General features: G+C 41.5%; 21 protein-coding genes and 1 pseudogene. 20 read left to right on the forward strand and 2 right to left on the reverse strand.

Annotated features, from left to right (window positions below; genetic code table 11):
* Positions 1–57 precede the first annotated feature (57 nt).
* The 14 genes and pseudogenes from purB (at position 58) to HMPREF1019_RS07945 (ending at position 15,825) form a co-directional block, all read left to right on the forward strand.
* Positions 58–1,389, forward strand: a complete 1,332-nt coding sequence (purB, locus tag HMPREF1019_RS07875; protein WP_009295195.1) for an adenylosuccinate lyase — start codon at positions 58–60, stop codon at positions 1,387–1,389.
* Positions 1,390–1,753: 364 nt separating this feature from the next.
* Positions 1,754–4,129: a ribonucleoside-diphosphate reductase subunit alpha gene (locus HMPREF1019_RS07880; RefSeq protein ID WP_009295196.1), complete on the forward strand. Its 2,376-nt coding sequence runs from the start codon at positions 1,754–1,756 to the stop codon at positions 4,127–4,129.
* 17 nt (positions 4,130–4,146) lie between these two features.
* On the forward strand, positions 4,147–4,557 hold the full coding sequence (locus tag HMPREF1019_RS07885; RefSeq protein WP_009295197.1) for a hypothetical protein: 411 nt from the start codon (positions 4,147–4,149) through the stop codon (positions 4,555–4,557).
* 9 nt (positions 4,558–4,566) lie between these two features.
* Entirely contained in the window at positions 4,567–5,049 is a 483-nt protein-coding gene (locus tag HMPREF1019_RS07890) for a TIR domain-containing protein (protein ID WP_009295198.1), read from the forward strand.
* Between the two features lie 478 nt (positions 5,050–5,527).
* Positions 5,528–7,810, forward strand: a pseudogene (locus HMPREF1019_RS07895) (ribonucleoside triphosphate reductase).
* Positions 7,811–7,897: 87 nt separating this feature from the next.
* Positions 7,898–8,572, forward strand: a complete 675-nt coding sequence (locus tag HMPREF1019_RS07905) for an anaerobic ribonucleoside-triphosphate reductase activating protein (protein WP_009295201.1) — start codon at positions 7,898–7,900, stop codon at positions 8,570–8,572.
* Positions 8,573–8,656: 84 nt separating this feature from the next.
* Positions 8,657–9,802, forward strand: coding sequence for an iron-containing alcohol dehydrogenase (locus HMPREF1019_RS07910; RefSeq protein ID WP_009295202.1), 1,146 nt, complete (start codon positions 8,657–8,659; stop codon positions 9,800–9,802).
* Positions 9,803–9,831: 29 nt separating this feature from the next.
* Complete coding sequence (locus tag HMPREF1019_RS07915) at positions 9,832–10,473, forward strand: NAD(P)H-binding protein (RefSeq protein ID WP_009295203.1); 642 nt, start codon at positions 9,832–9,834, stop codon at positions 10,471–10,473.
* Entirely contained in the window at positions 10,470–11,240 is a 771-nt protein-coding gene (locus tag HMPREF1019_RS07920) for an SDR family NAD(P)-dependent oxidoreductase (protein ID WP_009295204.1), read from the forward strand. Before HMPREF1019_RS07915 ends, HMPREF1019_RS07920 begins: the two co-directional genes overlap by 4 nt.
* Positions 11,241–11,309: 69 nt before the next feature.
* Complete coding sequence (locus HMPREF1019_RS07925) at positions 11,310–12,746, forward strand: subtype B tannase (protein WP_009295205.1); 1,437 nt, start codon at positions 11,310–11,312, stop codon at positions 12,744–12,746.
* Positions 12,747–12,761: 15 nt separating this feature from the next.
* Entirely contained in the window at positions 12,762–13,442 is a 681-nt protein-coding gene (locus tag HMPREF1019_RS07930; protein ID WP_009295206.1) for a putative quinol monooxygenase, read from the forward strand.
* 8 nt (positions 13,443–13,450) lie between these two features.
* Complete coding sequence (locus HMPREF1019_RS07935; protein ID WP_009295207.1) at positions 13,451–15,022, forward strand: tannase/feruloyl esterase family alpha/beta hydrolase; 1,572 nt, start codon at positions 13,451–13,453, stop codon at positions 15,020–15,022.
* A 15-nt stretch (positions 15,023–15,037) separates the two neighbouring features.
* On the forward strand, positions 15,038–15,598 hold the full coding sequence (locus HMPREF1019_RS07940) for an NAD(P)H-dependent oxidoreductase (protein WP_009295208.1): 561 nt from the start codon (positions 15,038–15,040) through the stop codon (positions 15,596–15,598).
* Positions 15,595–15,825, forward strand: coding sequence for a DUF2798 domain-containing protein (locus tag HMPREF1019_RS07945; protein ID WP_009295209.1), 231 nt, complete (start codon positions 15,595–15,597; stop codon positions 15,823–15,825). Before HMPREF1019_RS07940 ends, HMPREF1019_RS07945 begins: the two co-directional genes overlap by 4 nt.
* A 37-nt stretch (positions 15,826–15,862) precedes the next feature.
* On the opposite strand, the gene HMPREF1019_RS07950 is transcribed toward HMPREF1019_RS07945, so the two are convergent.
* Together HMPREF1019_RS07950 and HMPREF1019_RS07955 are read right to left on the reverse strand one after the other, a co-directional pair.
* Positions 15,863–16,153 (reverse strand): DUF5339 domain-containing protein, encoded by a 291-nt coding sequence (locus HMPREF1019_RS07950; RefSeq protein ID WP_009295210.1) that lies wholly within the window; start codon positions 16,151–16,153, stop codon positions 15,863–15,865.
* Positions 16,154–16,265: 112 nt separating this feature from the next.
* Positions 16,266–16,910: a ferritin family protein gene (locus tag HMPREF1019_RS07955; protein ID WP_002940712.1), complete on the reverse strand. Its 645-nt coding sequence runs from the start codon at positions 16,908–16,910 to the stop codon at positions 16,266–16,268.
* Between the two features lie 240 nt (positions 16,911–17,150).
* Between HMPREF1019_RS07955 and HMPREF1019_RS07960 the strand changes: the two genes are divergently transcribed.
* From HMPREF1019_RS07960 to HMPREF1019_RS07985, 6 genes are all read left to right on the forward strand, one after another.
* Positions 17,151–17,807: a thiol:disulfide interchange protein DsbA/DsbL gene (locus HMPREF1019_RS07960; protein ID WP_009295211.1), complete on the forward strand. Its 657-nt coding sequence runs from the start codon at positions 17,151–17,153 to the stop codon at positions 17,805–17,807.
* Positions 17,808–17,815: 8 nt separating this feature from the next.
* Positions 17,816–18,436, forward strand: a complete 621-nt coding sequence (dsbI, locus tag HMPREF1019_RS07965; protein WP_009295212.1) for a protein-disulfide oxidoreductase DsbI — start codon at positions 17,816–17,818, stop codon at positions 18,434–18,436.
* Between the two features lie 47 nt (positions 18,437–18,483).
* Positions 18,484–20,133: a sensor histidine kinase gene (locus HMPREF1019_RS07970; RefSeq protein WP_009295213.1), complete on the forward strand. Its 1,650-nt coding sequence runs from the start codon at positions 18,484–18,486 to the stop codon at positions 20,131–20,133.
* Between the two features lie 3 nt (positions 20,134–20,136).
* A complete protein-coding gene (locus tag HMPREF1019_RS07975) occupies positions 20,137–20,814 on the forward strand; it encodes a response regulator transcription factor (RefSeq protein WP_009295214.1) in 678 nt (225 codons plus the stop codon).
* A gap of 62 nt (positions 20,815–20,876) precedes the next feature.
* Positions 20,877–21,413, forward strand: a complete 537-nt coding sequence (locus HMPREF1019_RS07980) for a hypothetical protein (RefSeq protein ID WP_009295215.1) — start codon at positions 20,877–20,879, stop codon at positions 21,411–21,413.
* Positions 21,414–21,500: 87 nt separating this feature from the next.
* Positions 21,501–22,235 carry a hydroxymethylpyrimidine/phosphomethylpyrimidine kinase gene (locus tag HMPREF1019_RS07985; protein ID WP_009295216.1) on the forward strand — a complete coding sequence of 245 codons (735 nt, stop codon included), beginning with the start codon at positions 21,501–21,503 and terminating at the stop codon, positions 22,233–22,235.
* Positions 22,236–22,359 lie beyond the last annotated feature (124 nt).

Below are 22,359 nucleotides of genomic sequence, written 5' to 3' on the forward strand. Positions count from 1 at the left end.
CAAAAAGCCAAATTTATACTTTCAGGACAAAAGCAAACTAACACAAAAGGTTCAACAATGGTCGAAAGATACTCACGCAAAGAGATGGCTGAAAAGTGGAGCATACAAGCAAAATATGACGCTTGGCTCAAGGTGGAAAAAGCTGCCGTTAAAGCTTGGAATAAGCTCGGCTTCATAAGCGATAGCGACTGCGAGAAAATTTGCAAAAATGCTAAATTTGAAGTGGCTCGCATCGACGAGATAGAAAAGACGACAAAACACGATGTCATCGCATTTTTAACAAGCGTCAGCGAGAGCCTTGGCGAGGAGAGCAGGTTCGTGCACTACGGCATGACCTCAAGCGACTGTATCGATACAGCCGTCGCGCTTCAGATGAAAGAGAGCCTAGAACTCATTATCAGCGACGTAGAGGAGTTCATGCAGGCGGTCAAAGATAGGGCAAACGAGCACAAGCATACGCTCATGGTCGGTAGAAGCCACGGCATCCACGGCGAGCCGATAACTTTTGGCCTCGTGCTTGCCATCTGGTATGACGAGATTGCAAGGGCGCTAAAGCTCATCAAAGATGCAAAAGATACGATTAGCTATGGCAAACTCTCAGGCGCTATGGGAAATTTAGCCCACGCTCCGATGGAATTTGAAGAGCTAACATGCGAGGAGCTCGGTCTAAAAGCTGCCCCAGCGTCAAACCAAGTGATCCAGCGCGACCGCTACGCACATGTTGTAAGCGCTATCGCAGTTCTAGCCTCTACTTGCGAGAAGATCGCAGTCGCTATTAGACATTACCAAAGGACTGAGGTTTATGAGGCGGAGGAGTACTTTAGCCCAGGACAAAAGGGCTCAAGCGCGATGCCACACAAGCGCAATCCAGTCCTTAGCGAAAACATCACCGGTCTTTGCAGGGTGCTACGCTCATACGTCACGCCTTCTCTTGAAAACGTCGCCCTTTGGCACGAGCGCGATATCAGCCACAGCTCGGTTGAGAGATTTATCCTGCCAGATATGTTTATCACGGCTGATTTTATGCTGGTTCGTATCAAAAATTTGATAGCAAATTTAGTCGTCTATCCAGAAAATATGATGAAAAATTTAAATTTAACAGGCGGTCTGGTCTTTTCACAGCGCGTGCTTTTGCAGCTGCCACAGCGTGGGATTTCTAGGGAGGACGCCTACAAGATCGTTCAGCGCAACGCCATGAAGGTCTGGGCGGACTTGCAAGAGGGCAAAAAAGCGATCGACGAGCAAGGTCACAGTCTATTTTTACAAAATTTGCTAAACGACGAGGACCTAACTAAGAGCCTTAGCAAAGATGAGATCAAAGAGTGCTTTGACTACAACTACTACACCAAAAATGTAGATAAAATTTTCGCCAGAGTTTTTGGCAAATAAATTTAAACGCAAGGGGTAAATTTAGCCCCTTGCAAATACCATAATACAAAATCCACTTTAAATTTAGCTCGCAAAATTTATCAGCCAAGGGCGACATTTTCAAGTAGCTTTTACAAGCATCAGCAAAATTTATCGGCAAAATGTTGGCGCATTTAATCTTTTGTTGCCAAAGCTAATCCAAAAGTTCATCACGTTTAACATTTTTTTATCACCCTCGCGCTAGAAAAATAAGAGTTTTTAGTAAGCCTTTATCTTTCTCATTTTGGTGGTAAATTTTATATTTATTGAGTAGTTTTTGGCAAAGAGAGTTTTTATATCTTTTTGGATAAAATCTCAAATTAAAATTTAACACGGAGAGACATTTTTGAAAGTTATAAAACGTAATGGTAGAACAGAAGAGCTTGATATCAGCAAGATCAAAAAATACACAAACGAAGCCGTCCTAGGTCTTAGCAACGTAAGTCTTAGTGAGCTTGAGGTAGATGCGAAAATTCAGTTTAGAGATATGATAACGACTGAGGAAATTCAGCAAACTCTTATAAAAACAGCAGTTGATAAGATCGACATCGACCGCCCAAATTGGACATTTGTCGCTGCGAGGCTATTTTTGTTCGACCTTTATCACAAAGTGACTGGCTTTAACGGCTACAACCATCTAAAAGACTACCTCGCAAAGGGCGAAAAAGTAGGACGCATCATCCCTGGGCTAAAAGAGAAGTACGATCTTGAGGATCTAAACGCCTACATAAAGCCTGAGCGCGACCTTCAGTTTGCATACCTTGGTATCAAAACGCTTTATGATCGCTATCTCATCAAAGACAAGAGCGGTATGCCTATCGAGCTGCCACAGCACATGTTTATGGCGATCGCTATGTTTCTTGCGCAAAACGAGCTAGATAGTCAAGGCTGGGCAAAGAAATTTTATGATCTTATCTCTAAATTTGAAGTGATGCTAGCCACGCCAACGCTCTCAAACGCTAGAACTACACGCCACCAGTTAAGCAGCTGTTACGTAGGTAGTACGCCTGATAATATCGAGGGCATTTTTGATAGCTACAAAGAGATGGCGCTACTTTCAAAATTTGGCGGCGGTATCGGCTGGGACTGGAGCAAGGTGCGTGCGATGGGCGGCAGTATCGACGGACACAAAAACGCAGCTGGCGGTATCATACCATTTTTAAAAGTGACAAACGACATCGCAGTAGCGGTTGATCAGCTAGGCACTAGAAAGGGCGCGATCGCTGTTTATATCGAGCCTTGGCACATGGACGTGAGCGATTTTCTCGATCTTCGTAAAAACTCAGGCGAAGAGAGACGCCGCGCGCACGAGCTTTTCCCTGCACTTTGGATAAACGACCTATTTATGAAGCGTGTCAAAGAAAATGGCCGCTGGAGCCTCTTTGACCCAGCTCAAGTAAGCGACCTTTGCGACCTTTACGGCGAAGAGTTTGAGAAGAGATATTTAGAGTATGAAAACGACGAAAATATCCAGAAAAACACCATCCTTGCAAAAGAGCTTTGGAAGAAAATTTTAACTAGCTATTTTGAAACGGGCATGCCGTTTTTGTGCTTTAAAGATAACGCCAACAAAGCAAATCCAAACGACCACGAGGGCATCATCAGAAGCTCAAATTTATGCACCGAAATTTTCCAAAACACAGCGCCAAACTACTATAAGATCAAGATCACTTATGAAGATGGCGGCGAGGAGCTATTTGACGAAGAAGAAGACGTCACGGTCGATAGTGGCATAACTAAAAAGGCCAAAAAGCTTAGCGCGCTTGATAGCCTAAAAGGCAAGCAAATTTTTATCGTAGAAAAAGAGAGCATCGAGGGCAAAACTGCAGTTTGCAACCTTGCAAGTATAAATTTAAGCAAGATAAACAGCAAAGAGGACATCGAGCGTGTCGTGCCGATAGCTATCAGGATGCTTGATAATGTTATAGATCTAAATTTCTACCCACACAAAAAGGTAAAACACACAAACCTAGCTTCTCGCTCGATCGGCCTTGGCGTCATGGGCGAGGCGCAAATGCTAGCTGAGAAAAACGTAAAATGGGGCAGCTATGAGCATTTGGCGCTCATTGATAGCATAATGGAAAACATAAGCTACAACGCGATCTACGCTAGCTCAAATTTAGCCGTAGAAAAGGGCATCTATCCAAAATTTGAAGGCTCAAAATGGAGCAAAGGCATCATGCCGATAGACACCGCAAACGAGAACGCAAAGGCGCTTTTAAACGATAAAGGCGGGCTATTTGACGAAAATGTCTGCGACTGGGATAAGCTAAGAGAGAAAGTCAAGCGTGACGGCATGAGAAACGGCTACCTAATGGCGATCGCTCCAACTAGCTCGATCTCGATCCTTGTTGGCACCACTCAGACCATCGAGCCAGTCTATAAGCGCAAGTGGTTCGAGCACAACCTAAGTGGTATGATCCCAAATGTCGTGCCAAATTTAAGCCCAGATACTTGGCAGTTTTACACGCCAGCTTATGAGCTTGATCAGAGAATTCTTATAAAAGCAGGTGCGATCCGCCAAAAATGGATCGATCAAGGTCAAAGTCTAAATATCTTCATGAGCTTAGACAAAGCAAGCGGCGGATATCTAAGTGAAATTTACACGCTTGCATGGGAGCTTGGACTAAAATCAACCTACTATCTACGCTCAGAGTCGCCTGACAGCGAAAAACTAAACGATGTAGCTGACCGCTCGATCGAGTGTGAAGGTTGTCAGTAAAACTAACAAGGTTTAATATGTCAGAAGATAACAAACTAAAATTATTAACAGAAGAATTAAAAATGCTTCAAGATACAATCAAAAGAATGGCTGATAATTCTTTTAAAATGAAAGGTTGGACTATTGCATTAATTGCTGTCGCAATAATCTTCAGAGCAAATGTTAGTAGCATTTTTGTGTCTATTATACCTCTGTTAGCATTTTCATATTTGGATGCATACTATCTACTATTTGAACGAAGATTTAGAGATTTATATAATAAGAAAGTTGATAAATTTCAAAATGGAGATTTTAAAGAAATCTTTAAATTTAGTATAAATGGCAAGATCACACTTTACGATATATTAAATGTTTATAAATCTCAAAGCGTATGGACATTTTATGGTGGTATTTTTATACTCATTCTAATTTTTGAATTTTTTAAATAAAAGGGAAAAATGAGAAAAGTATTTTTTAGTTTTCATTACGATAGAGATATTTGGAGAGTTAGTCAAATAAAAAATATAGGCGTAGTCGAAGGACAAAAAATTTGTAATTCTAATGATTGGGAAAAAGTAAAAAGAGAAGGTAAGCAAGCTATTGAAAGATGGATATCGCAAAACATGTTTAGTTGCTCTTGTGTTATTGTCTTAATAGGCAATCAAACAGCAAATAGAGACTGGGTAAAATATGAAATAATAAAAGCATGGAATGAAGGCAAGGCTTTAATGGGAATTTATATACATAACTTAAAAGATAAAAATGGCTACAAAGATAGTATAGGGTATAATCCATTTGAATATATTGAAATAAAAAATAGTAGAGAAAAATTATCAAAATTTATACCAGTTTTTAATCCAAAATCTGATAATACATATAATGATATAAAAAGCAATTTAGAAAATTGGATTGAATATGCTATAAGAAATAAGAAAAATTAGAATATAGTGTAGTGAATATTAATTTATTATATTTAAGTCTATTTTTTATGATCTTAAATATCTGACTTGTTTACATCATTCACAACTTCTGCTCGTTATTGTGTTAAATGCATATCATAGTTCAGCTAATCAATTATTCGCTTAAGACTAGTATGTATTTGTTGATTTGTATATTCATTGAAGTCATTTTTGTCCTTTAAATTTTTGAGATTATACCCAAATAAGCTTGATTGACCTGTAAAATTTCAAATCTACTATTTTAAAAACTAAAATTAAAATAATTATTTAAGTAAAAATAATCAAATTTTAGTTTAAAATGCCTAAAATGCGTAAAAATATACTTAATAAAACTCTCTAAAATTTTATATTTTTTGATAAATATTATTAAACAAAATAAAATAAGTTTTCTATATTTTAAGCTTTCTTGTCCTATACTTTTAAACTCCATATCAAAAAAACAATCAGAAAAGAGCAAGTGATGCGTGAAATTTTAAAACGAGATGGCACAAGACAAGAATTTGTAGCATACAAGATAGTAGATGCTATAAAAAAGGCATTTGCCAGCGAAAATAAAGCTTACGACGAGCAAGTTTTTACAAATGTAGTCCAAGATATCTTTCAAAAATCAAGCACGATAACAGTCGAAGACATCCAAGACGCGATAGAAAAAGAGCTATTTGACGGCGGACATTTTGAAGTTTTAAAGAGCTTCATGCTCTACCGCCACACCCACAAGCTCCAACGCGAGCAAATTTTAGGGTTAAATGAAGATACGACCTATATAAACTCAACCCAAACGATAAATGAGTATATAAACGGCACCGACTGGAGAATTTCTGCAAACTCAAACACAAGCTACTCAAACGCAGGCCTTATAAATAACACCGCTGGCAAAGTCATAGCAAACTACTGGCTAGACGCTGTTTATAGCAAAGAAGAGGGTTTAGCTCACAGAAACGGTGACTACCATATCCACGACCTTGACTGCCTTACAGGGTATTGTGCTGGCTGGAGCTTAAGGGCTTTGCTAAATGAGGGCTTTAACGGCGTTCGTGGCAGGGTCGAGAGCAAGGCGCCAAAGCACTTTAGAGAGGCGCTTTATCAGATGGCAAATTTCTTAGGCATTTTGCAAAGCGAGTGGGCAGGCGCTCAGGCGTTTTCTAGCTTTGACACCTACCTTGCGCCTTACGTTTTCAAAGATGATCTAAGCGACGCCGAGATCAAAAAGGCGATCACTAGCTTTATTTTCAACCTAAATGTCCCTGCGCGCTGGGGACAAAGCCCATTTACAAACGTAACCATAGACATCACCTGCCCAAGCGACCTAAGGGATCAGATCCCAACGAGCGATGATATACACCTCTTTACAAATGTAAAAGATGAGAAAATTTTGAAAAAAGCAAACGAGCGTGGCAGGAAAAATTTGATCGATATGACCTACAAGGACTTCGAGCCTGAGATGGCACGCATAGACAAGGCATTTTACGAGGTATTAACAGCTGGCGACAAGTGCTCACAGCCTTTTACATTTCCTATACCAACGGTAAATATCACAGAGGACTTTAACTGGGATAGCGAAGTAGCCGACGTGCTCTTTGAAAATACCGCAAAAATGGGCTCAAGCTACTTTCAAAATTTCATCGGCTCGCAATACACTTACGACGAAAATGGCAACAAGATAGAAAACGAAAATGCCTACAAACCAGGCCACGTGCGCTCTATGTGTTGCCGCTTGCAGCTTGATCTAAGAGAGCTTTTAAAACGTGGTGGCGGTCTTTTTGGAAGTGCTGAGATGACTGGCTCGATAGGCGTTGTCACTATAAATTTAGCCCGCCTTGGCTATAACTACAAAGGCGATAAGGTCGCACTTTACAACAGACTAAGCTACCTTTTAGACCTAGCTAAATCAACCCTAGAGAAGAAGCGTAAATTTATCCAAGAGATGTATGACAGAGGGCTTTATCCTTACACGGCTAGGTATCTAAAGCACTTTAACAACCACTTTAGCACGATCGGCATAAATGGCATGAATGAGCTACTTAGAAATTTCACTGACGATAAAGAGAACATCTCAACTAAATTTGGACGAGAATTTGCCCTTGAGATGGTTGGCTTTTTACGCGATAAGATAAGGACATTTCAAGAAGAGAGCGGAAATTTATACAACCTTGAGGCAACTCCAGCTGAGGGCACTACTTACCGCTTTGCCAAAGAGGATAAGAAGCGCTACCCAGACATCATCCAAGCAGGCGAGGGGGACAATATCTACTACACAAACTCAACCCAGCTACCTGCAAATTTCACAGACGACGCTTACGAAGCGCTTGATCTGCAAGATGAGCTACAAAGCGCCTACACTGGTGGCACCGTCTTTCACCTATATATGAAAGAGCGCATCAGCTCGGCTAAAGCTTGCAAAGAGCTTGTAAAGAGTATAATCTCAAACTACAAACTCCCATACATCACGATAACGCCAGTCTTTAGCGTCTGCGCAAAGCATGGCTACATAGCTGGCGAGCATGAGTTTTGCCCGCTTTGTGATGCAGAGCTGATAGAAAATGAGAAGAAAAAATCCAAATAAGGAGAGAAAATGACAGAAAAAGAAATTTTAGAAAAAGTGCAAGACAAACGCACAAGATGCGTGGTTTATACTCGTGTTATGGGCTATCACAGACCGGTTGAGAGCTTTAACCTTGGCAAAAAAGGCGAGCACAAAGAGCGTGTTAAATTTGACGAATACGCAAGTTGCTGCAAAAAGTAACACAAAATCTTAAAAAATAGTATAAAATACGTTTTTTTAAAAAAAGGCACATTCTCTGTGCCTTTAAATTTCACATAGGTTTTAAATTTGCAAAAAATTTTTAGTATAACGCCATTTACGACGCTTGACTATCCTGATAAAGTAGCTGCCGTCATCTGGTTCGCAGGGTGTAATATGCGCTGTGGATACTGCTACAACATCGAGGTCGTAAAGTCAAATGATACTATAAGTTTTAGTGAAGTTTGCGACTTTTTAGACCGCAGGGTCGGCAAGCTAAATGGCATCGTCTTTAGCGGTGGTGAATGCACGGCAAACCCTCTCTTTTTAAGGCTAGCACGCGAGGTCAAGGTACGTGGCTTTAGTTTAAAGGTCGATACTAACGGCTCACATCCTAGTGTTATAAAAGAGGCGATAGATGAGGGGCTGATTGACTACATCGCGCTTGATTTTAAAGCTCCAAAAGAGAAATTTATAGGCATTACTGGCTCAAATTTATATGAGAAATTTGCCGCCACGCTAAAATATCTCATAGAGATAAATTTTAAATTTGAAGTTAGAACGACCGTGCATGCGGACCTACTAAGCGAAAAGGATATCTCTGAGATGTCAGAGCTACTTTATGGGCTTGGATATAGAGGGGATTATTTCTTACAAAAATTCTTTAACACTGGCGAAAATTTTGGAGGCTTAGGCGATCCAAAAAATAGCTTCGATCCAGATAAGATCACATCAAAACTACCTATCAGACTAAGAAATTTCTAAATTTAGCGCCGATAAAAATAGCTAAAAATAAGAAAATTTAACTAAAATTTACCTCAAATCACAAAAGCAAACAAGGAGAAAACTATGCAAAATTTCAGCTTTTTAAACCCTACTAAAATAGAATTTGGCAAAGACAAAGAGCAAAACATCGGCAAATATATGAAAGAATTTGGCGCAAAAAAGACGCTCATCATCTATGGCAGCGACAGGATCATGCAAAACGGACTTTTTGACGTTGCCACAAAGAGCCTAAGCGCAAATGGCATCGAGTTTTGCAAGATAGGCGGCGTGAAGTCAAACCCAGTGCTAAGCAAGGTAAATGAGGCTATAAATTTGGCTAAAAAGCAAGGCGTCGATAGCGTGCTAGCCATAGGCGGCGGCTCGGTACTTGATAGCGCCAAGGCCGTGGCTGCAGGAGTTAAATATAATGGCGACGTTTGGGACTTTTTTACTGGCAAATGCCCAAAAGAGGCGCTTATGATCTTTGACATCATAACACTAGCTGCAACTGGCTCAGAGATGAACGGCGGCGCAGTCGTTACAAATGAAGCTACAAAAGAGAAATTTGCCATGCACGGCGCTTGTCTTTACCCAAAAGTCTCGGTGGTAAATCCGCTTCTTCAAGCAAGCGTTAGCAAAGAGTATTTGGTCTATTCAGCCTCTGACATCATCGCTCATAGCATCGAGGGCTACTTTACGGCGAGCATCCAGCCTGAGATCATAAATTTATACATCGAAGCAAACATCAAAACGGTCATGAAAACGACTGAAATTTTACTAAAAGAGCCAGAAAACTATGGCGCTAGAGGCGAGTTTGCCTGGGCTGCTACGATGGCGCTAAATGGCTTAACTTACGTTGGCACGGCTGGTTACTCTTATCCAAATCACATGATCGAGCACGCCATAGGTGCGGTGGTTGATTGCGCGCATGGGGCTGGGCTAAGTGTGGTGATGCCAGCATGGATGAAGTGGTATAAGAGTAGAAATTTAAAGGCATTTAAGCGCTTTGGCAAAGAAATTTTTGGCGTAGATGACGCAGACGAGGCTATTGAAAAGCTAAAAGAGTGGTTTAGCAAGATCGGCACGCCAACAAGCCTAATTGAAATCGGCGTTGATGAGTCAAATTTAGACGAGATCATGGCGCTAGTTTATGACTACGCCAAGGGCAGGGGCTTGGAGCAAATTTATACAAAAGAGGCCATAAGCGAAATTTTTGCCTTAGCGAGATAGAATTTATCCAAAATTTACAAAGGATAAACATGAAAAAAGTCGCCCTTATAGCAGGAGCCAGCGGCGCTGTGGGAAGTGAAATTTTAAAAGATTTATGTGGGAGTGAGCACTATAACAAGGTGGTCGCCCTTGTTAGGCATGAGCTAGAATTTACCCATGAAAAGCTTGAAGTAAAGATAGTAAATTTTGATGATTTTAAAGATGAGGTGCCATTTATCGCTGATGACGTCTTTTGCGCGCTTGGCACGACGATGAAAGCGGCAAAGCACAAAGAGCAGTTTTACAAAGTCGATGTGACCTATCCGATAAATTTCGCCAAATTTGGCTTGGAGTGCGGCGCGAAACGCTTTGTTTTGCTCTCAGCTGCAGGCGCAAACAGAAAGTCAGGCTCATTTTACCTAAAGGCAAAGGGTCAAGCAGAAGCAAAGATAAAAGAGCTTGGATATAGCTCATTTCATATCGCTAGACTGCCACTTATCGAGGCTGAGAGAAAGGAATTTAGACTTGGCGAGTATCTGGCGATAAAGGCGTTTAAATTTATCCCAAAAGGCTTTTTTGACGAGTATCGTCCGATGAAGGCAGCTGACATCGCTAAAGTGATCGTGCAAGTAGCACAAGATGACCACAGCGAGGGTGTGAAAATTTATAGCCCAGTGGAGTATGTGAAGTGAAAAGATACATCGCCATCACTGGAGCAAGCTCAGGCATAGGAGCGGCCGCGGCAAAGGCATTTGCAAGGCGTGGGGAGAATTTGATCCTAGTTGCAAGGCGCGGCGAGCTTTTAGAGGAGCTAAAAAGCGAGATAGCTAAATTTGCAAATGTCGATGTGGTGATAGAGCTTTGCGATCTCTCAAAGCAAGAAAATGCCCTCTTGCTTTGGCAAAAATTAGAAAAATTTGAGCTAAAAGCGCTTATAAACAACGCTGGCTTTGGCGACTATAACAAGGTTGGCGAGCAAAATTTAGAAAAAATCACGCAGATGATAAATTTAAACATCATCGCTCTTGTGACGCTCTCAACGCTCTTTACTAAAAAATATAAAGACAAAGATACACAGCTTATAAACATCTCTTCGATAGGCGGCTACAAAATCGTGCCAAATGCCGTCACATACTGCGCTAGCAAATTTTTCGTAAGTGCCTTTAGCGAGGGACTTTACCACGAGCTAGCACAGGACAAGCAGGCAAAGATGCAGGCAAAAGTGCTGGTCCCAGCTGCCACAAAGACAGAATTTGGCATGGTGGCAACTAGCAAAGAGAGCTACGACTACGACAAAGCGTTTAAAAAGTACCACACGAGCGAGCAGATGGCGGAGTTTTTGCTTCGCCTTTATGATAGCCACTACTGCGTTGGCTCGGTCGATAGAGATAGCTTTGAGTTTAGCCTAAGTAAGCCTAAATTTGACTATGCGGTCAAATACGAGCCAAAAGATAACTAGGCGCTAAAACCTTGGTAGCCTACGCTAAGGCTAGTAAAGCAAAAGTAGGACAAAATAAAAAGGCAGATCATGAAATGCGTTAGAGTTGCTATTTTAGGGGTTTGTTTGGTAGGCACTTGCTTTGGCGGCGAGCTTAAATTTGATGAAAAGAAATTTGAGCTAAAAAGCGTGCAAGTTGGCGAGAGGACGCTTAAATTTAGAGCCTATGAGGGCATAGTCTATGTGGCAAAGCCAGCTAGTGACTATGAGGTGCTAAATTTCTATGTGCCAGAGGGTAAATTTAGCGACCAAAAAGGGGCTATCTTTATGCCAAACGCGATCGGCGGCTACATGAGCGCAATGCCACAAAAACCAGAAATCCAAAACGAAAAGCCAAATGCCACCCTTGAAGCGCTTCTTAGAGGATACGTCGTGGCAAGCGTTGGCGCTAGGGGCAGGACGCTAAAGGATGGCGAGAAATTTATCGGCAAAGCGCCAGCTGCGATAGTCGATCTAAAAGCGGCCGTTAGATATCTTAAATTTAACGACAAATTTATGCCAGGCGACGCAAATAAGATCATCTCAAACGGCACGAGCGCAGGCGGCGCGATGTCGGCACTTCTTGGCACTAGCGCAAATGCAAAAGAGTATGAGCCATATCTTAAAGAGCTAGGCGCTGCAAAGGCGGACGATCAAATTTATGCCGTCTCAGCCTACTGCCCCGTGACAAATTTAGAGCATGAAGACGAGGCGTATGAGTGGATGTTTGGGGATTTGGATAAATTTGAAATGATTGATTTTACAAGTCTTGATGCGAGCTCTTTTAATGACAGAAGCAAAAAGCCAAAGATGATCACAGGCGAGCTAAACGCCACGCAAAAAGAGCTCTCACGCGAGCTAAAGAGTAAATTTCCAGCCTATCTAAACTCGCTAAATTTAAAAGACGCCAAAGGCCACGCGCTAAGCCTTGATGAAAATGGCGAGGGTAGCTTCAAAGAGTATATAAGCGCTCTCATCTCAAGGGCATTTACCGCTACAAAAAGCAGCGACAAAAGCACGCTAACGCCTAAATTTATAACACTTGACACGCAGGGCTGCTCGCTTGGATATACCTTTAAGCTAGAAGACTTCATCGCTTCGCTAAAACGTGCCAAAGCGGTGGTTGCCTTTGACGGCCTTGGGCTAGAAAATCCAGAAAACGACCTTTTTGGTGATAGCAAAACGCCTGCAAAGCACTTTACTAAATTTGCAAAAGAGCAAAGCTTGGGCGAGATGGCGGAGGTTAGCGTCATAAAGATGATGAATGCGATGAACTACGCTAAAAACAAAGAGGCGGCGAAATTTTACCGCATAAGACAGGGCACAAACGACACCGACCTAGCCCTTGCCGTGCCTGCTATGCTCGCACTTTCGCTTAAAAATGCTGGCAAAGAGGTTGATTTCGAAGCGGTCTGGGGAGAAGGACATGGCGGCGACTACGACTTAGACGAGCTTTTTGCTTGGATGAAAAGAGTGGAGCAAAGATAAATTTAAGGAGATTTGATGTTTAAAAAGCTATTTTTACTAGCGGTTTTGGCGGCGTTTGCCTTTGGGGCGGAGGCGAAAGTGAGCTTATATGAGCTGATTTCAACGCCAAATAACAAGAGCTTGCTAAAGCGTCTTGGCAGGGAAAATATACTAAGCTCAAAGAGCGAGCCAGGCACGCAGGCGATCTTTTTTGCGAGCGCAAAGAGCAAGCCAGAGCTATTTTACGTGCTTGAGTTTTACAAGGATGAGGCGGCTTATAAAAAGCATATAAGCTCGGCGCATTTTAAGAAATTTGCAAGCGCAAGCGCTGAAATTTTAGCTAGTAAAAAGGCTATAAGCGTGAAAAAGAGGGCTGCGTTTTCTAAAAATTTAACGCCAGAGCGCCTAAAAGACGCCTACTTTCACATCACAAATTTAAGCCTTTTAGCAAAGAGCGATGCGAAATTTGAAAAGATCATCAAAAAATATATGCAAAAAAGCGTAGATGAGGGTGCTTATGCGCAGTTTGCCTTTAGTCAAAAGGATGCGCCAAACAAATGGGTGCTGGTTGAAATTTACAAGGACGAAGCTAGCTTTGAGAGCTACCGCCACAGCGAAAACTACAAGGCTTACGCCAAAGAGCGAGCTGGGCTAATAGATGAATTTGACGGCTTTGGCCTAAAAAACGAGACCTCATTTAGCAAGGTAAAATTTTAGGAGATGTTATGAAGAAAATTTCACTTTTTTGCGCATTAGCGCTTGTTAGTAGCACGGCTTTTGCCCTTGATAAGGCAGGATGTGAGAGTTTAAAAGATGTAAAAATTTTAAACAACGAGATGATAGATGCGCTGTGGAGCGAGAGTGGCGAAGTATCAGCCGATAAGATGTCTGCGCTAACTGGTGGCAGTAAAAACACTATCAAAGCAAAGCCTCACTGCGTGGTGCATGGCAAACTCTATAAGCGCACCGGCAGTGACGGCAAAGAGTATGCGATTGATTACGAGCTAAGGCTGCCAGAGCAGTGGAATGAGAAATTTTTATTTCAAGGTGGAGGCGGCATGGACGGCTTTGTAGCACCTGCTCTTGGCGCGGTGCCGATACGTACAAGCACAGCCACGCCAGCGCTTCTTAGAGGCTACGCGGTAGTTACAACAAACTCAGGACACCCAGAGCCAACGGCTGAGTTTGGGCTAGACCAGCAAGCAAGGCTAGACTACGCCTATCAGGCGATCGGCAAGGTCACGGACGCATCTAAGCAAATTTTAGCCGCCGCATACGATAAAAAGCCAAAACATAGCTACTTCATGGGCTGCTCAAATGGCGGTAGGGCAGCACTAATCGCAGCCCAGCGCTACCCACTTGAATTTGACGGCGTCATCGCTGCAAACCCTGGCTTTAGGCTATCTCGCGCGGCGATCGCTCAGCAGTGGGACAACCAAGCCCTTATGAAGTTAGCTCCGAAAAATGAAAAAGGCGAGAAAATTTTTGCAAATGCCCTAACGCAGGATGACCTTGACAAGCTAAGCCACGCCGTGCTAGAAAAATGTGACGGCTTAGACGGACTAAAAGATGGGATCATCAATGCGTGGGAGGCGTGCAAATTTGATCCAAAAAGTCTAAATTTAGATAAGCAAAAGATAGAGGCGATAGAGAAAATCTTTAACGGAGCTAAAAACAGCAAGGGCGAGCAAATTTATAGCGGCTGGTTTTACGACTCAGGCGTGAGCGCTGAGGGCTGGAGGCAGTGGAAGCTAGGCGACTCACAAAGCGCCAAGCCAAACGCTAGAAATATCACGCTTTCAAGCGGCTCGGTGAATTACTACTTTTTAACACCAGCGCAGCCAAATTTTGACACGATAAATTTCGACTTTGACAAAGACACGCCAAAGACTTTTGAGACCGCAGCGATAAATGACGCCATCTCAACAGACCTTAGCTCATTTAGTGTAAATGGCGGCAAGCTCATTATAGTAACTGGCGTCTCAGACCCAGTTTTCTCGGCAAAAGATCAAAGGGATTGGTTTAAAAAGCTAGAGGCTGATAATGAAAATAGCCAAAATTTCGCGGCATTTTTTGCGTTACCGGGGATGAACCACTGCGGTGGCGGCAACGGCATAGATGACGTGGATCCGCTTAGTGCGCTTGAAGCGTGGCACGAAAAGGGCGAAGCGCCAAAGAGCATGCTAGCTAAGAGCAAGAGCTACGCTGGCAAGGAATTTTTAGTGTGTGCCTATCCAAAGGTGGCTACTTACGTGGGCGGAGATGCTAGCAAGGCAAGTAGCTTTGTTTGCAAGTAAATTTAAGGGGTAAAAATGAGTGAAATTTTAGTCATATCAGGTCACACCGATCTTGAAAATTCCTTTGCAAATAAGATCATTTTGGACGAGCTAAAAAAGCACCTGCCAGAGGCTAAATTTGACATACTAAGTGAGCTTTATAAAAACTACGTGATCGACGTAAAAGCTGAGCAAGAAAAGCTAGTAAAGGCTGATGTGATCGTGCTTGTTTATCCATTTTTCTGGTACGGCGTGCCATCGCTTTTACAAAAGTGGCTTGAAGATGTGCTAGTTCATGGCTTCTCTCATGGCAGCAAGGGAGATAAGCTACATGGCAAAAAGCTAGTGCTTTCATTTACCTCTGGCGCGCCTGAGGAGCTTTATAAAAAAGAGGCACTTCAGCGCTACGAGATAGAGGAGTTTTTGCCGCCACTTAAGGCGTTAGCAAATATGTGTGGTATGGAGTTTGCAGGCTATGTTTATAGCGGAGGGCTATCATATCAGAGCAGGCACGATGAGGCAAAGCTTGCTTTGATGAGGCAAAAGGCGCTTGATCACGCAAAGAGGCTAGAGGAGCTGATAGGTAAAATTTCATGATACCGGCGAAATTTTATAGATATGTTTTTGCCTTTATAATGTCAGCATTTATGGCGCTTATAATGTCCTTTATGCTGACATATTTTAACCTAGGCTTTATAGATGGCTTTGTGCAAATTTGGTTATCAGCTTATCTAAAAGCCTTTATGATCGCCTATCCTGTGATATTTCTCATAGCGCCACTGGCTGCAAAACTAGCAAATTTGATATGTAAAAGTGAGAAGTAATTTAAAGAGTGGCTAGAGAGCCTAGCCACATGGAGTTTTATTTTAAAAGACCTTGTTTTTTCATTTGATCCATTACTTGAGCAAACATCTCTTTAGCTTGTTTGCAAGTAGCGTCTTGTTGCTCTTTTGGTAAAGAAGCTAGTTGATCCATTGATTGTTTCTTTTGATCTTCATACATTTTTACTTGTTGCTCTTGACCAGCTTTTTTATAAGCTTCAACCATCTTATCGATGTCTGAGAAGTAAGACTTGCAAGTATCTGTAAGATCTGCAGCGTTTAGGCTTAGTGCAAAGCCAAGTCCAGCTAATACTAAAAGTGATTTTTTCATCTCTTTCTCCTTATGAAAATTTTGGAGAAGTATAACATTTAAAATGGTAATTTTGTGCTTAAAAAATTATAAATTTAGCCAAGACAAGCGCCTTGGCTAAATTTTGGCTTTTTTAGCCTAAGAATTCGCGCTTGAAATACTCTTTTGGAGCTTTGCAAAGTGGGCAAGCGCCTGGAGCTTTTTTGCCTCTGTGAACGTGTCCGCACACTTCGCAAACCCAGATATCCTCTTCGTCGCTCTCAAAAAAGCCCTCTTCATCAAGCATCTTTTTAAGCTCTAGATACTCCCTCTCATGCTCAACTTCAACCTTGCCAATCGCGTTAAATAGCCTTTCAACATCTCTTAGCTCTTCTTCTTTTGCGATCTTTGCAAAGTCTGGATACATCGTCGTATGCTCGTAGTTTTCGCCAGCTGCAGCGTCAAGTAAATTTTTATCCATCTTATCAATCGGATCGTTCATCATCTCGTGGTATTTCTTAAATTCAGCTCTTGCGTGCCATTTTTCGTTTTCAGCTGCCTCGTAAAAGTGTCTAGCTATCGCGTGATAGCCTGCTTCTTTAGCTAGGTCGCCGTAAAGCTCATACTTGTTTCTAGCTTGTGACTCGCCAGCAAATGCCTTCATCAAATTTACCGCTGTTAAATTCTCAGTCACGCATTTCATCTCTTCCCCGCAACAGGTTAGTGTGCCGCCGCCAACCTTTTGAACCTCGATCTCGTTGCCGCATTTCTCGCATTTGTATGTTTCGTACTGTCTCATTTTGACTCCTATTTTGATAAAATTTGAGCGGATTATAACCAAATAATTAAAATATGTAAATAATAATTTTTATTGATAACGTATATTATTTTTATAAAATTTAACAAAAAACAAAATCACCAAATCCATCATCATAAATTTAAAAAAGATAAATTTCAGCCAAAATTTATTCTAGCGTTAAAAGTGCGTTTGAGCTTGGTTGTAGAATAACTCAAAATAAATCATCTAAAGGAGATCATCATGAGTTTTCTATCTAAATTTAGCAAGGCTATCTTTGCCGTTGCGGTAGCTGGTGCGATCAGTGCTAGTGCGTTTAGCGAGGGTGAGGACTACGTCAAGCTTGAAAAGCCACTAAGTGTGGGACAAAATACGCTAGTTAAAATTTTTAGCTATGCTTGCCCATTTTGCTACAAGTACGACAAGAGCGTCACTCCAAAGGTAGTTGAGAAAATCCCTGGACTAAAATACGAGCCATTTCACCTAAAGACAAAGGGTGATTACGGCGAGGTTGCGAGCAAGGTCTTTGCTGTGCTTATCACTATGGACGAGGCAAAGGGAGTTAGCTTGTTTGATGAAAATTCGCTATTTAAAAAGGCTAAATTTGCCTACTACAAAGCTTATCATGACAAAAAAGAGCGCTGGAGCGATGGCAAAGATGCTGAGGGCTTTTTAAAGACTGGACTTGATGCAGCTGGCGTTAGCAAAGCAGACTACGAAAAAGAGCTGGCTAATCCAAAAGTGACTGAGCTACTTAAAAAGTGGGATGAGAGCTATGACGTGGCTAAAATTCAAGGCGTGCCAGCATTTGTCGTAAATGGCAAATATCTCATCATGACAAAATCAATCAGCTCGCTTGACGGCATGGCAGCACTCATCGAAGAGCTTCTTAAAAAATAAGGCGCCACATGAGCTTTTTTAAAAAAATGGCTAAATTTCAAGACTCACGCATCTCTTGGGCGATCTTAGTCTTTGTAAGCGTCGCACTTGTCGTTATCGCGCACTCGCTCTTTCAAAACTACGCTTATATGCCTCCTTGCGAGCAGTGCGTCTATATACGTTTTGCCTTTTTGTGTATGGCTCTTGGCGGCATGATCGCTATCATAAACCCTAAAAATTTGCTCTTTGCTCTAGTTGGCTACGTCTTTGCATTTTGGGGAGCGGTGCAGGGCATAATGTATAGCGTAAAGCTAGCCAAAATCCACGATGCAGTGCATGGAGATGATCCTTTTGGCGTGCAGGGCTGCTCGACTGAGCCGCACTATCCATTTGGCTTGCCACTTGAGAAGTGGGCGCCTGACTGGTTTATGCCAACGGGTGACTGCGGCTATGACAGCCCTATGGTGCCTGATGGCGCGGTGCTAAGCGATTTGCAAAAGAGCATAGTTGATCTTTACGCAGATGGCTGGTATCTTGTGCCGTCCTCTAAATTTATGTCGATGGCGGATTGCACGCTGCTTGGCTTTGGCATTTGCTTTGTTGTGCTTGCACTTATGCTTGTTTCAAAGCTCTTATCTTTTATGAAATAAATTTTAGTTAGCCCTATTTTTGGGCTAACTTAGGATATACTGCGCGCATGGGTATTAATTTAAAATCACAAAATATTAAAATTTATGCGATCATCTTGCTTGCAAGCCTCTTTGTCGTGCTTCTTGGGCTAAACAGCTACAACAAAGCAAAAGAAAAGATCATCGAGCTATCTGATAAAAACAACATCGCAGTTAGTAAAAATATCGTTAGCAACTTTCAAATTTGGCTTGATGAGCGCTTAAATTCACTCATTCGTGCGTCAAAATTTATCCAAAACTCTGGCATCATAGATGACGATACTAGGGTGGCAAATTTCATAAAGCTCTTTAAAGAAAATGCGAAAGAATTTGATCTCATGCAGCTTCTAAGAGAGGATGGCGAGATCTTTGTAGATGGGCAAAAGATCTCAGAAGAGGTGATGTCAAAGCGTGAGCGAGCGGGGCTTATCTGGTATGTCGAGACAAAAAATACAAATGCCCCAAGCGTAAATTTCATGCAAAATCACAAAATTTTAAAAGACTCAACTTTAAATTTATGCGTGCCAGTTGAAAAGGATGATAAATTTGAAGCAGCACTTTGCGGCGTCGTGCGCATAGGCACTATCTTTGATAGCATCAAAAACTTTAGCCTTGCGCCAAATTCCTACTCATTTTTAGTAACTCACAGTGGCGAGATCCTCACATCGATGGCTGATGCGACGCTCAAAAGAGAGATCGAGGAGAAATTTAAAGAGCTATTTTTAAAAGATGAGGACATCACTAGCCTAAAGATAGGGCAAAATTTGATCCAAGTAGCCGAGATACCGACGATGAACTGGTTTATCGGAGCTGGCACAAACAACGAAGAAGAAATTTTAGCCATGACAAGAGAGGCGCTAAAAAACGCTCTAAATTTACTCTTTGCCTTCGTCGCACTTGCATTTTTGGCAAACAGCCTGCACAACTTCATGTATAACAAGATAAAAAAGGTACAAGACGAGTACGAGACCTTGCTAGCGCACAGAGCCAAGATGAGCGAGGCTGGAGAGCTCATAAGTGGCATAAGTCATCAGTTCATCCAGCCAGTAAATTCGCTAAAACTGATGTTAAGCTCGGCGATAATGCTAAAAAAAGAGGGCAAGCTAAGCGATGAGGAGCTTTTAAATTTACTAGAAAAAGGGCAAAGCTCGATCGAGCTACTTTCAAAAACAATCGAAATTTTTAGAAATTTTTACAAAAGCGCTGAAAATGTGAGCGAATTTGACATCCAAACAAGCATTAGAAATTTAATAACACTTATGCACACAGAGCTCAGCCGTGCAAACGTGAGTGTGAAATTTAGCGGATTTGAAGAGATGAAGGTCTGTCAGATAGAAAACATCATCCAGCAAATTTTGCTAATCCTAATCCACAACGCAAAGGACTCTCTCGTTGAGAGCTACAAAGATGAGCCGCTAAAACGCGTCATAGAGCTAAAATTTAGAAGCTTTGAAGATAAGTGCTACATCGGCGTTTATGATAATGGCGGCGGCGTGAGCTACGAGATGAGTAAGAAAATTTTTACCTGGCTAAACACGACTAAAAAGCAAGGAAATGGCATAGGACTTTACTTTGCTAAAAAGCTCGCACGTGAGAAGCTAAATGGCGATATCACGCTTGCGCACAATCTAAAGCCAACGATTTTTGAGCTAAGCTTTAAGAAGAATTTAAAGGGTTAAAAGATGCAAGAGGCGTTAGAAATTTTAAAAAAAGTATCTATCTTAGTAGCTGAGGATGACGAGATGGCAAGGGAGCTCATCATCACTGGGCTTAAACCATACTGTGGTCAGGTAGTTGGCGCAAAAGATGGGCAAGATGGGCTGGAGAAATTTAAAAAACAGGGCTTTGACATCGTGATGAGCGACATCCACATGCCGGTGCTAAATGGCTTTGAGATGATGAATGAGATAAAAAAGCTAAAGCCTCATCAGAAATTTATCGTCTTTACTTCATATGATAGCGATGAAAATTTGATCAAGAGCTATGAGCAGGGGGCGACCTTGTTTTTGAAAAAGCCTATCGATATAAAGGATCTTAGATCGATGCTAATAAGCCTAAGCTTCGAGCGAGATGAGAAGCTAGTGCGCCTAAGTGATGAGGTAAGTATAAATTTAAAAAGAGAGAAAATTTATAAAAACGGTAGCGAGCTATACCTTAGCTTTTTGCAAAATAAGATATTTTGGCTATTTGCCTACAACCTAAACAAGCTTGTCACCTACGAGATGATAGAGGAGTTTGTCTATGATAGCACCGAGGTGAGCAAGGCTGCGATACAAAATGTTGTTTTGCGCCTAAAACGCGAGCTTGGCGTGAAATTTAAAAATATCAGCGAGAGCGGGTATATCTTAGTTGTACCATAGTACAATATACAAATTTGATAAAAAATACTAAAATACATCAAAACCAAAAATAAGGAATAAAGATGACAGCTATAGCTGGTAAGGTAAAAAGCGTCACATCTGATGTTATAGCGATAGATAAAAATGATCACATAAGAGTTCTAAATGTAAATGATGAGGTTTATATTGGAGAGAGCATAAAAGGCGAGAGCCAGAGTGCTAGTGTGACTATTACGGCATTAGATGGCAATGATATATCTTTAAGTGGATATGACACGATATGGCTTGATAGTAGTGTGGTAAGTGCTGATACTAGCGCTGAAAATAGTATCGATACTGATGCGCTTTTTAGAGCACTTATTGGAGAGAACTATCCTGATATACTTGATCATATGAACGAAAAAGTAGAAGATATACTCACAAAAATAGAGGTAAAAGAGATAGAGAGTAGTGCTAATAGTCAAGAGATTGACGAAAATTTATCAGATAAATATAATGTAAGCAAAGATATTTTAACTAACTCAAGTGAGCTAAAAGCAGATAACTCTTATGAGCATGCAAATTTCGACGCAACTACGATATATATCGAGATCGATAACGATTTAAATAAACTTTCATAAATTTGAGCCTCTTGGCTCAAATCCTTTTAAAAACTCAAATTTAACTAACATCTCTTATAATAAGCCAAAATTTACAAAAGGAAAACGATGAAGAAAATTTTAATCATCGCAGGCTCTTGCAATAGCGGCACAGCAGGGCTTCAAGCTGATATAAAGACATGCGCTAGGCTAAACTGCTATGGCGCAACGGCGGTCACTTCGCTAGTTGCTGAGACCACGGACGCGATAAAAAGCGTAGTTTGTTTAGAGTCTAGCTTTGTTAAAGATGAACTTTGCACGCTCGCGGATGAATTTAGCTTTGATGCCATAAAGATCGGCATGCTCTTTAGCGAGGATATAATGGATGTGGTGCATGAGTTTTTACTCACTCAAAAGAGTAAGATCGTGCTTGATCCAGTCTGCGTCTCAAAGAGCGGCCACAAGCTCATAAAAGATAGCGCAGTAGAGAAGCTAAAAGAGCTAATGAAGCTAGCAACCGTCGCTACGCCAAATTTAGACGAGGCAAATGTCCTTTTTGGAGGGAATTTTAAAGATCTGCCTTGCGATATCATCGTGAAAAAACATGTAAGCGAGGATAGCAGCATAGATACGCTTTATAGAAAAGATGGCTCATTGCAAAATTTCAAAACTCCGCTTGCTAGCCCGCTTGTGATGAGTGGGACTGGTTGCACTTTCTCAACGGCGCTTGCTTGCTACCTTGCAAAGGGCAAGAGCCTAGAGGAGGCCATAGGGCTTTCAAAAGAGTATATCTGCTCCATTATAAAAGATAGTATCGACACAAAGCTAGGCAAAAACCGCCTACTTTGGCATGGAGCGAAGTAAATTTTATCTAAAGATCGATATGTATATTTTGCTAACAAAAGGGATTACTGCTAAGCTAGTTAATGTATATAGAAAAAAATTTTAAGAAGATTTTTGTGAAAAAGATATGTTGAAAAAATAATCA

It is taken from the genome of Campylobacter sp. 10_1_50 (assembly GCF_000238755.1).
GTDB classification, from domain to species: Bacteria; Campylobacterota; Campylobacteria; order Campylobacterales; family Campylobacteraceae; genus Campylobacter_A; species Campylobacter_A concisus_R.

What these genes read in the sequence shown, in the direction of transcription:
- HMPREF1019_RS07890 (WP_009295198.1), top strand. Translation starts at nt 4,567, where the DNA reads ATGAGAAAAGTATTTTTTAGTTTTCATTACGATAGAGATATTTGGAGA.
- HMPREF1019_RS07960 (WP_009295211.1), top strand. Translation starts at nt 17,151, where the DNA reads ATGAGTTTTCTATCTAAATTTAGCAAGGCTATCTTTGCCGTTGCGGTA.
- HMPREF1019_RS07975 (WP_009295214.1), top strand. Translation starts at nt 20,137, where the DNA reads ATGCAAGAGGCGTTAGAAATTTTAAAAAAAGTATCTATCTTAGTAGCT.
- HMPREF1019_RS07915 (WP_009295203.1), top strand. Translation starts at nt 9,832, where the DNA reads ATGAAAAAAGTCGCCCTTATAGCAGGAGCCAGCGGCGCTGTGGGAAGT.
- HMPREF1019_RS07970 (WP_009295213.1), top strand. Translation starts at nt 18,484, where the DNA reads ATGGGTATTAATTTAAAATCACAAAATATTAAAATTTATGCGATCATC.
- HMPREF1019_RS07950 (WP_009295210.1), bottom strand. Translation starts at nt 16,153, where the DNA reads ATGAAAAAATCACTTTTAGTATTAGCTGGACTTGGCTTTGCACTAAGC.
- HMPREF1019_RS07930 (WP_009295206.1), top strand. Translation starts at nt 12,762, where the DNA reads ATGTTTAAAAAGCTATTTTTACTAGCGGTTTTGGCGGCGTTTGCCTTT.
- HMPREF1019_RS07980 (WP_009295215.1), top strand. Translation starts at nt 20,877, where the DNA reads ATGACAGCTATAGCTGGTAAGGTAAAAAGCGTCACATCTGATGTTATA.
- HMPREF1019_RS07955 (WP_002940712.1), bottom strand. Translation starts at nt 16,910, where the DNA reads ATGAGACAGTACGAAACATACAAATGCGAGAAATGCGGCAACGAGATC.
- HMPREF1019_RS07945 (WP_009295209.1), top strand. Translation starts at nt 15,595, where the DNA reads ATGATACCGGCGAAATTTTATAGATATGTTTTTGCCTTTATAATGTCA.
- HMPREF1019_RS07925 (WP_009295205.1), top strand. Translation starts at nt 11,310, where the DNA reads ATGAAATGCGTTAGAGTTGCTATTTTAGGGGTTTGTTTGGTAGGCACT.
- HMPREF1019_RS07940 (WP_009295208.1), top strand. Translation starts at nt 15,038, where the DNA reads ATGAGTGAAATTTTAGTCATATCAGGTCACACCGATCTTGAAAATTCC.
- HMPREF1019_RS07885 (WP_009295197.1), top strand. Translation starts at nt 4,147, where the DNA reads ATGTCAGAAGATAACAAACTAAAATTATTAACAGAAGAATTAAAAATG.
- HMPREF1019_RS07985 (WP_009295216.1), top strand. Translation starts at nt 21,501, where the DNA reads ATGAAGAAAATTTTAATCATCGCAGGCTCTTGCAATAGCGGCACAGCA.
- dsbI (WP_009295212.1), top strand. Translation starts at nt 17,816, where the DNA reads ATGAGCTTTTTTAAAAAAATGGCTAAATTTCAAGACTCACGCATCTCT.
- HMPREF1019_RS07935 (WP_009295207.1), top strand. Translation starts at nt 13,451, where the DNA reads ATGAAGAAAATTTCACTTTTTTGCGCATTAGCGCTTGTTAGTAGCACG.
- purB (WP_009295195.1), top strand. Translation starts at nt 58, where the DNA reads ATGGTCGAAAGATACTCACGCAAAGAGATGGCTGAAAAGTGGAGCATA.
- HMPREF1019_RS07910 (WP_009295202.1), top strand. Translation starts at nt 8,657, where the DNA reads ATGCAAAATTTCAGCTTTTTAAACCCTACTAAAATAGAATTTGGCAAA.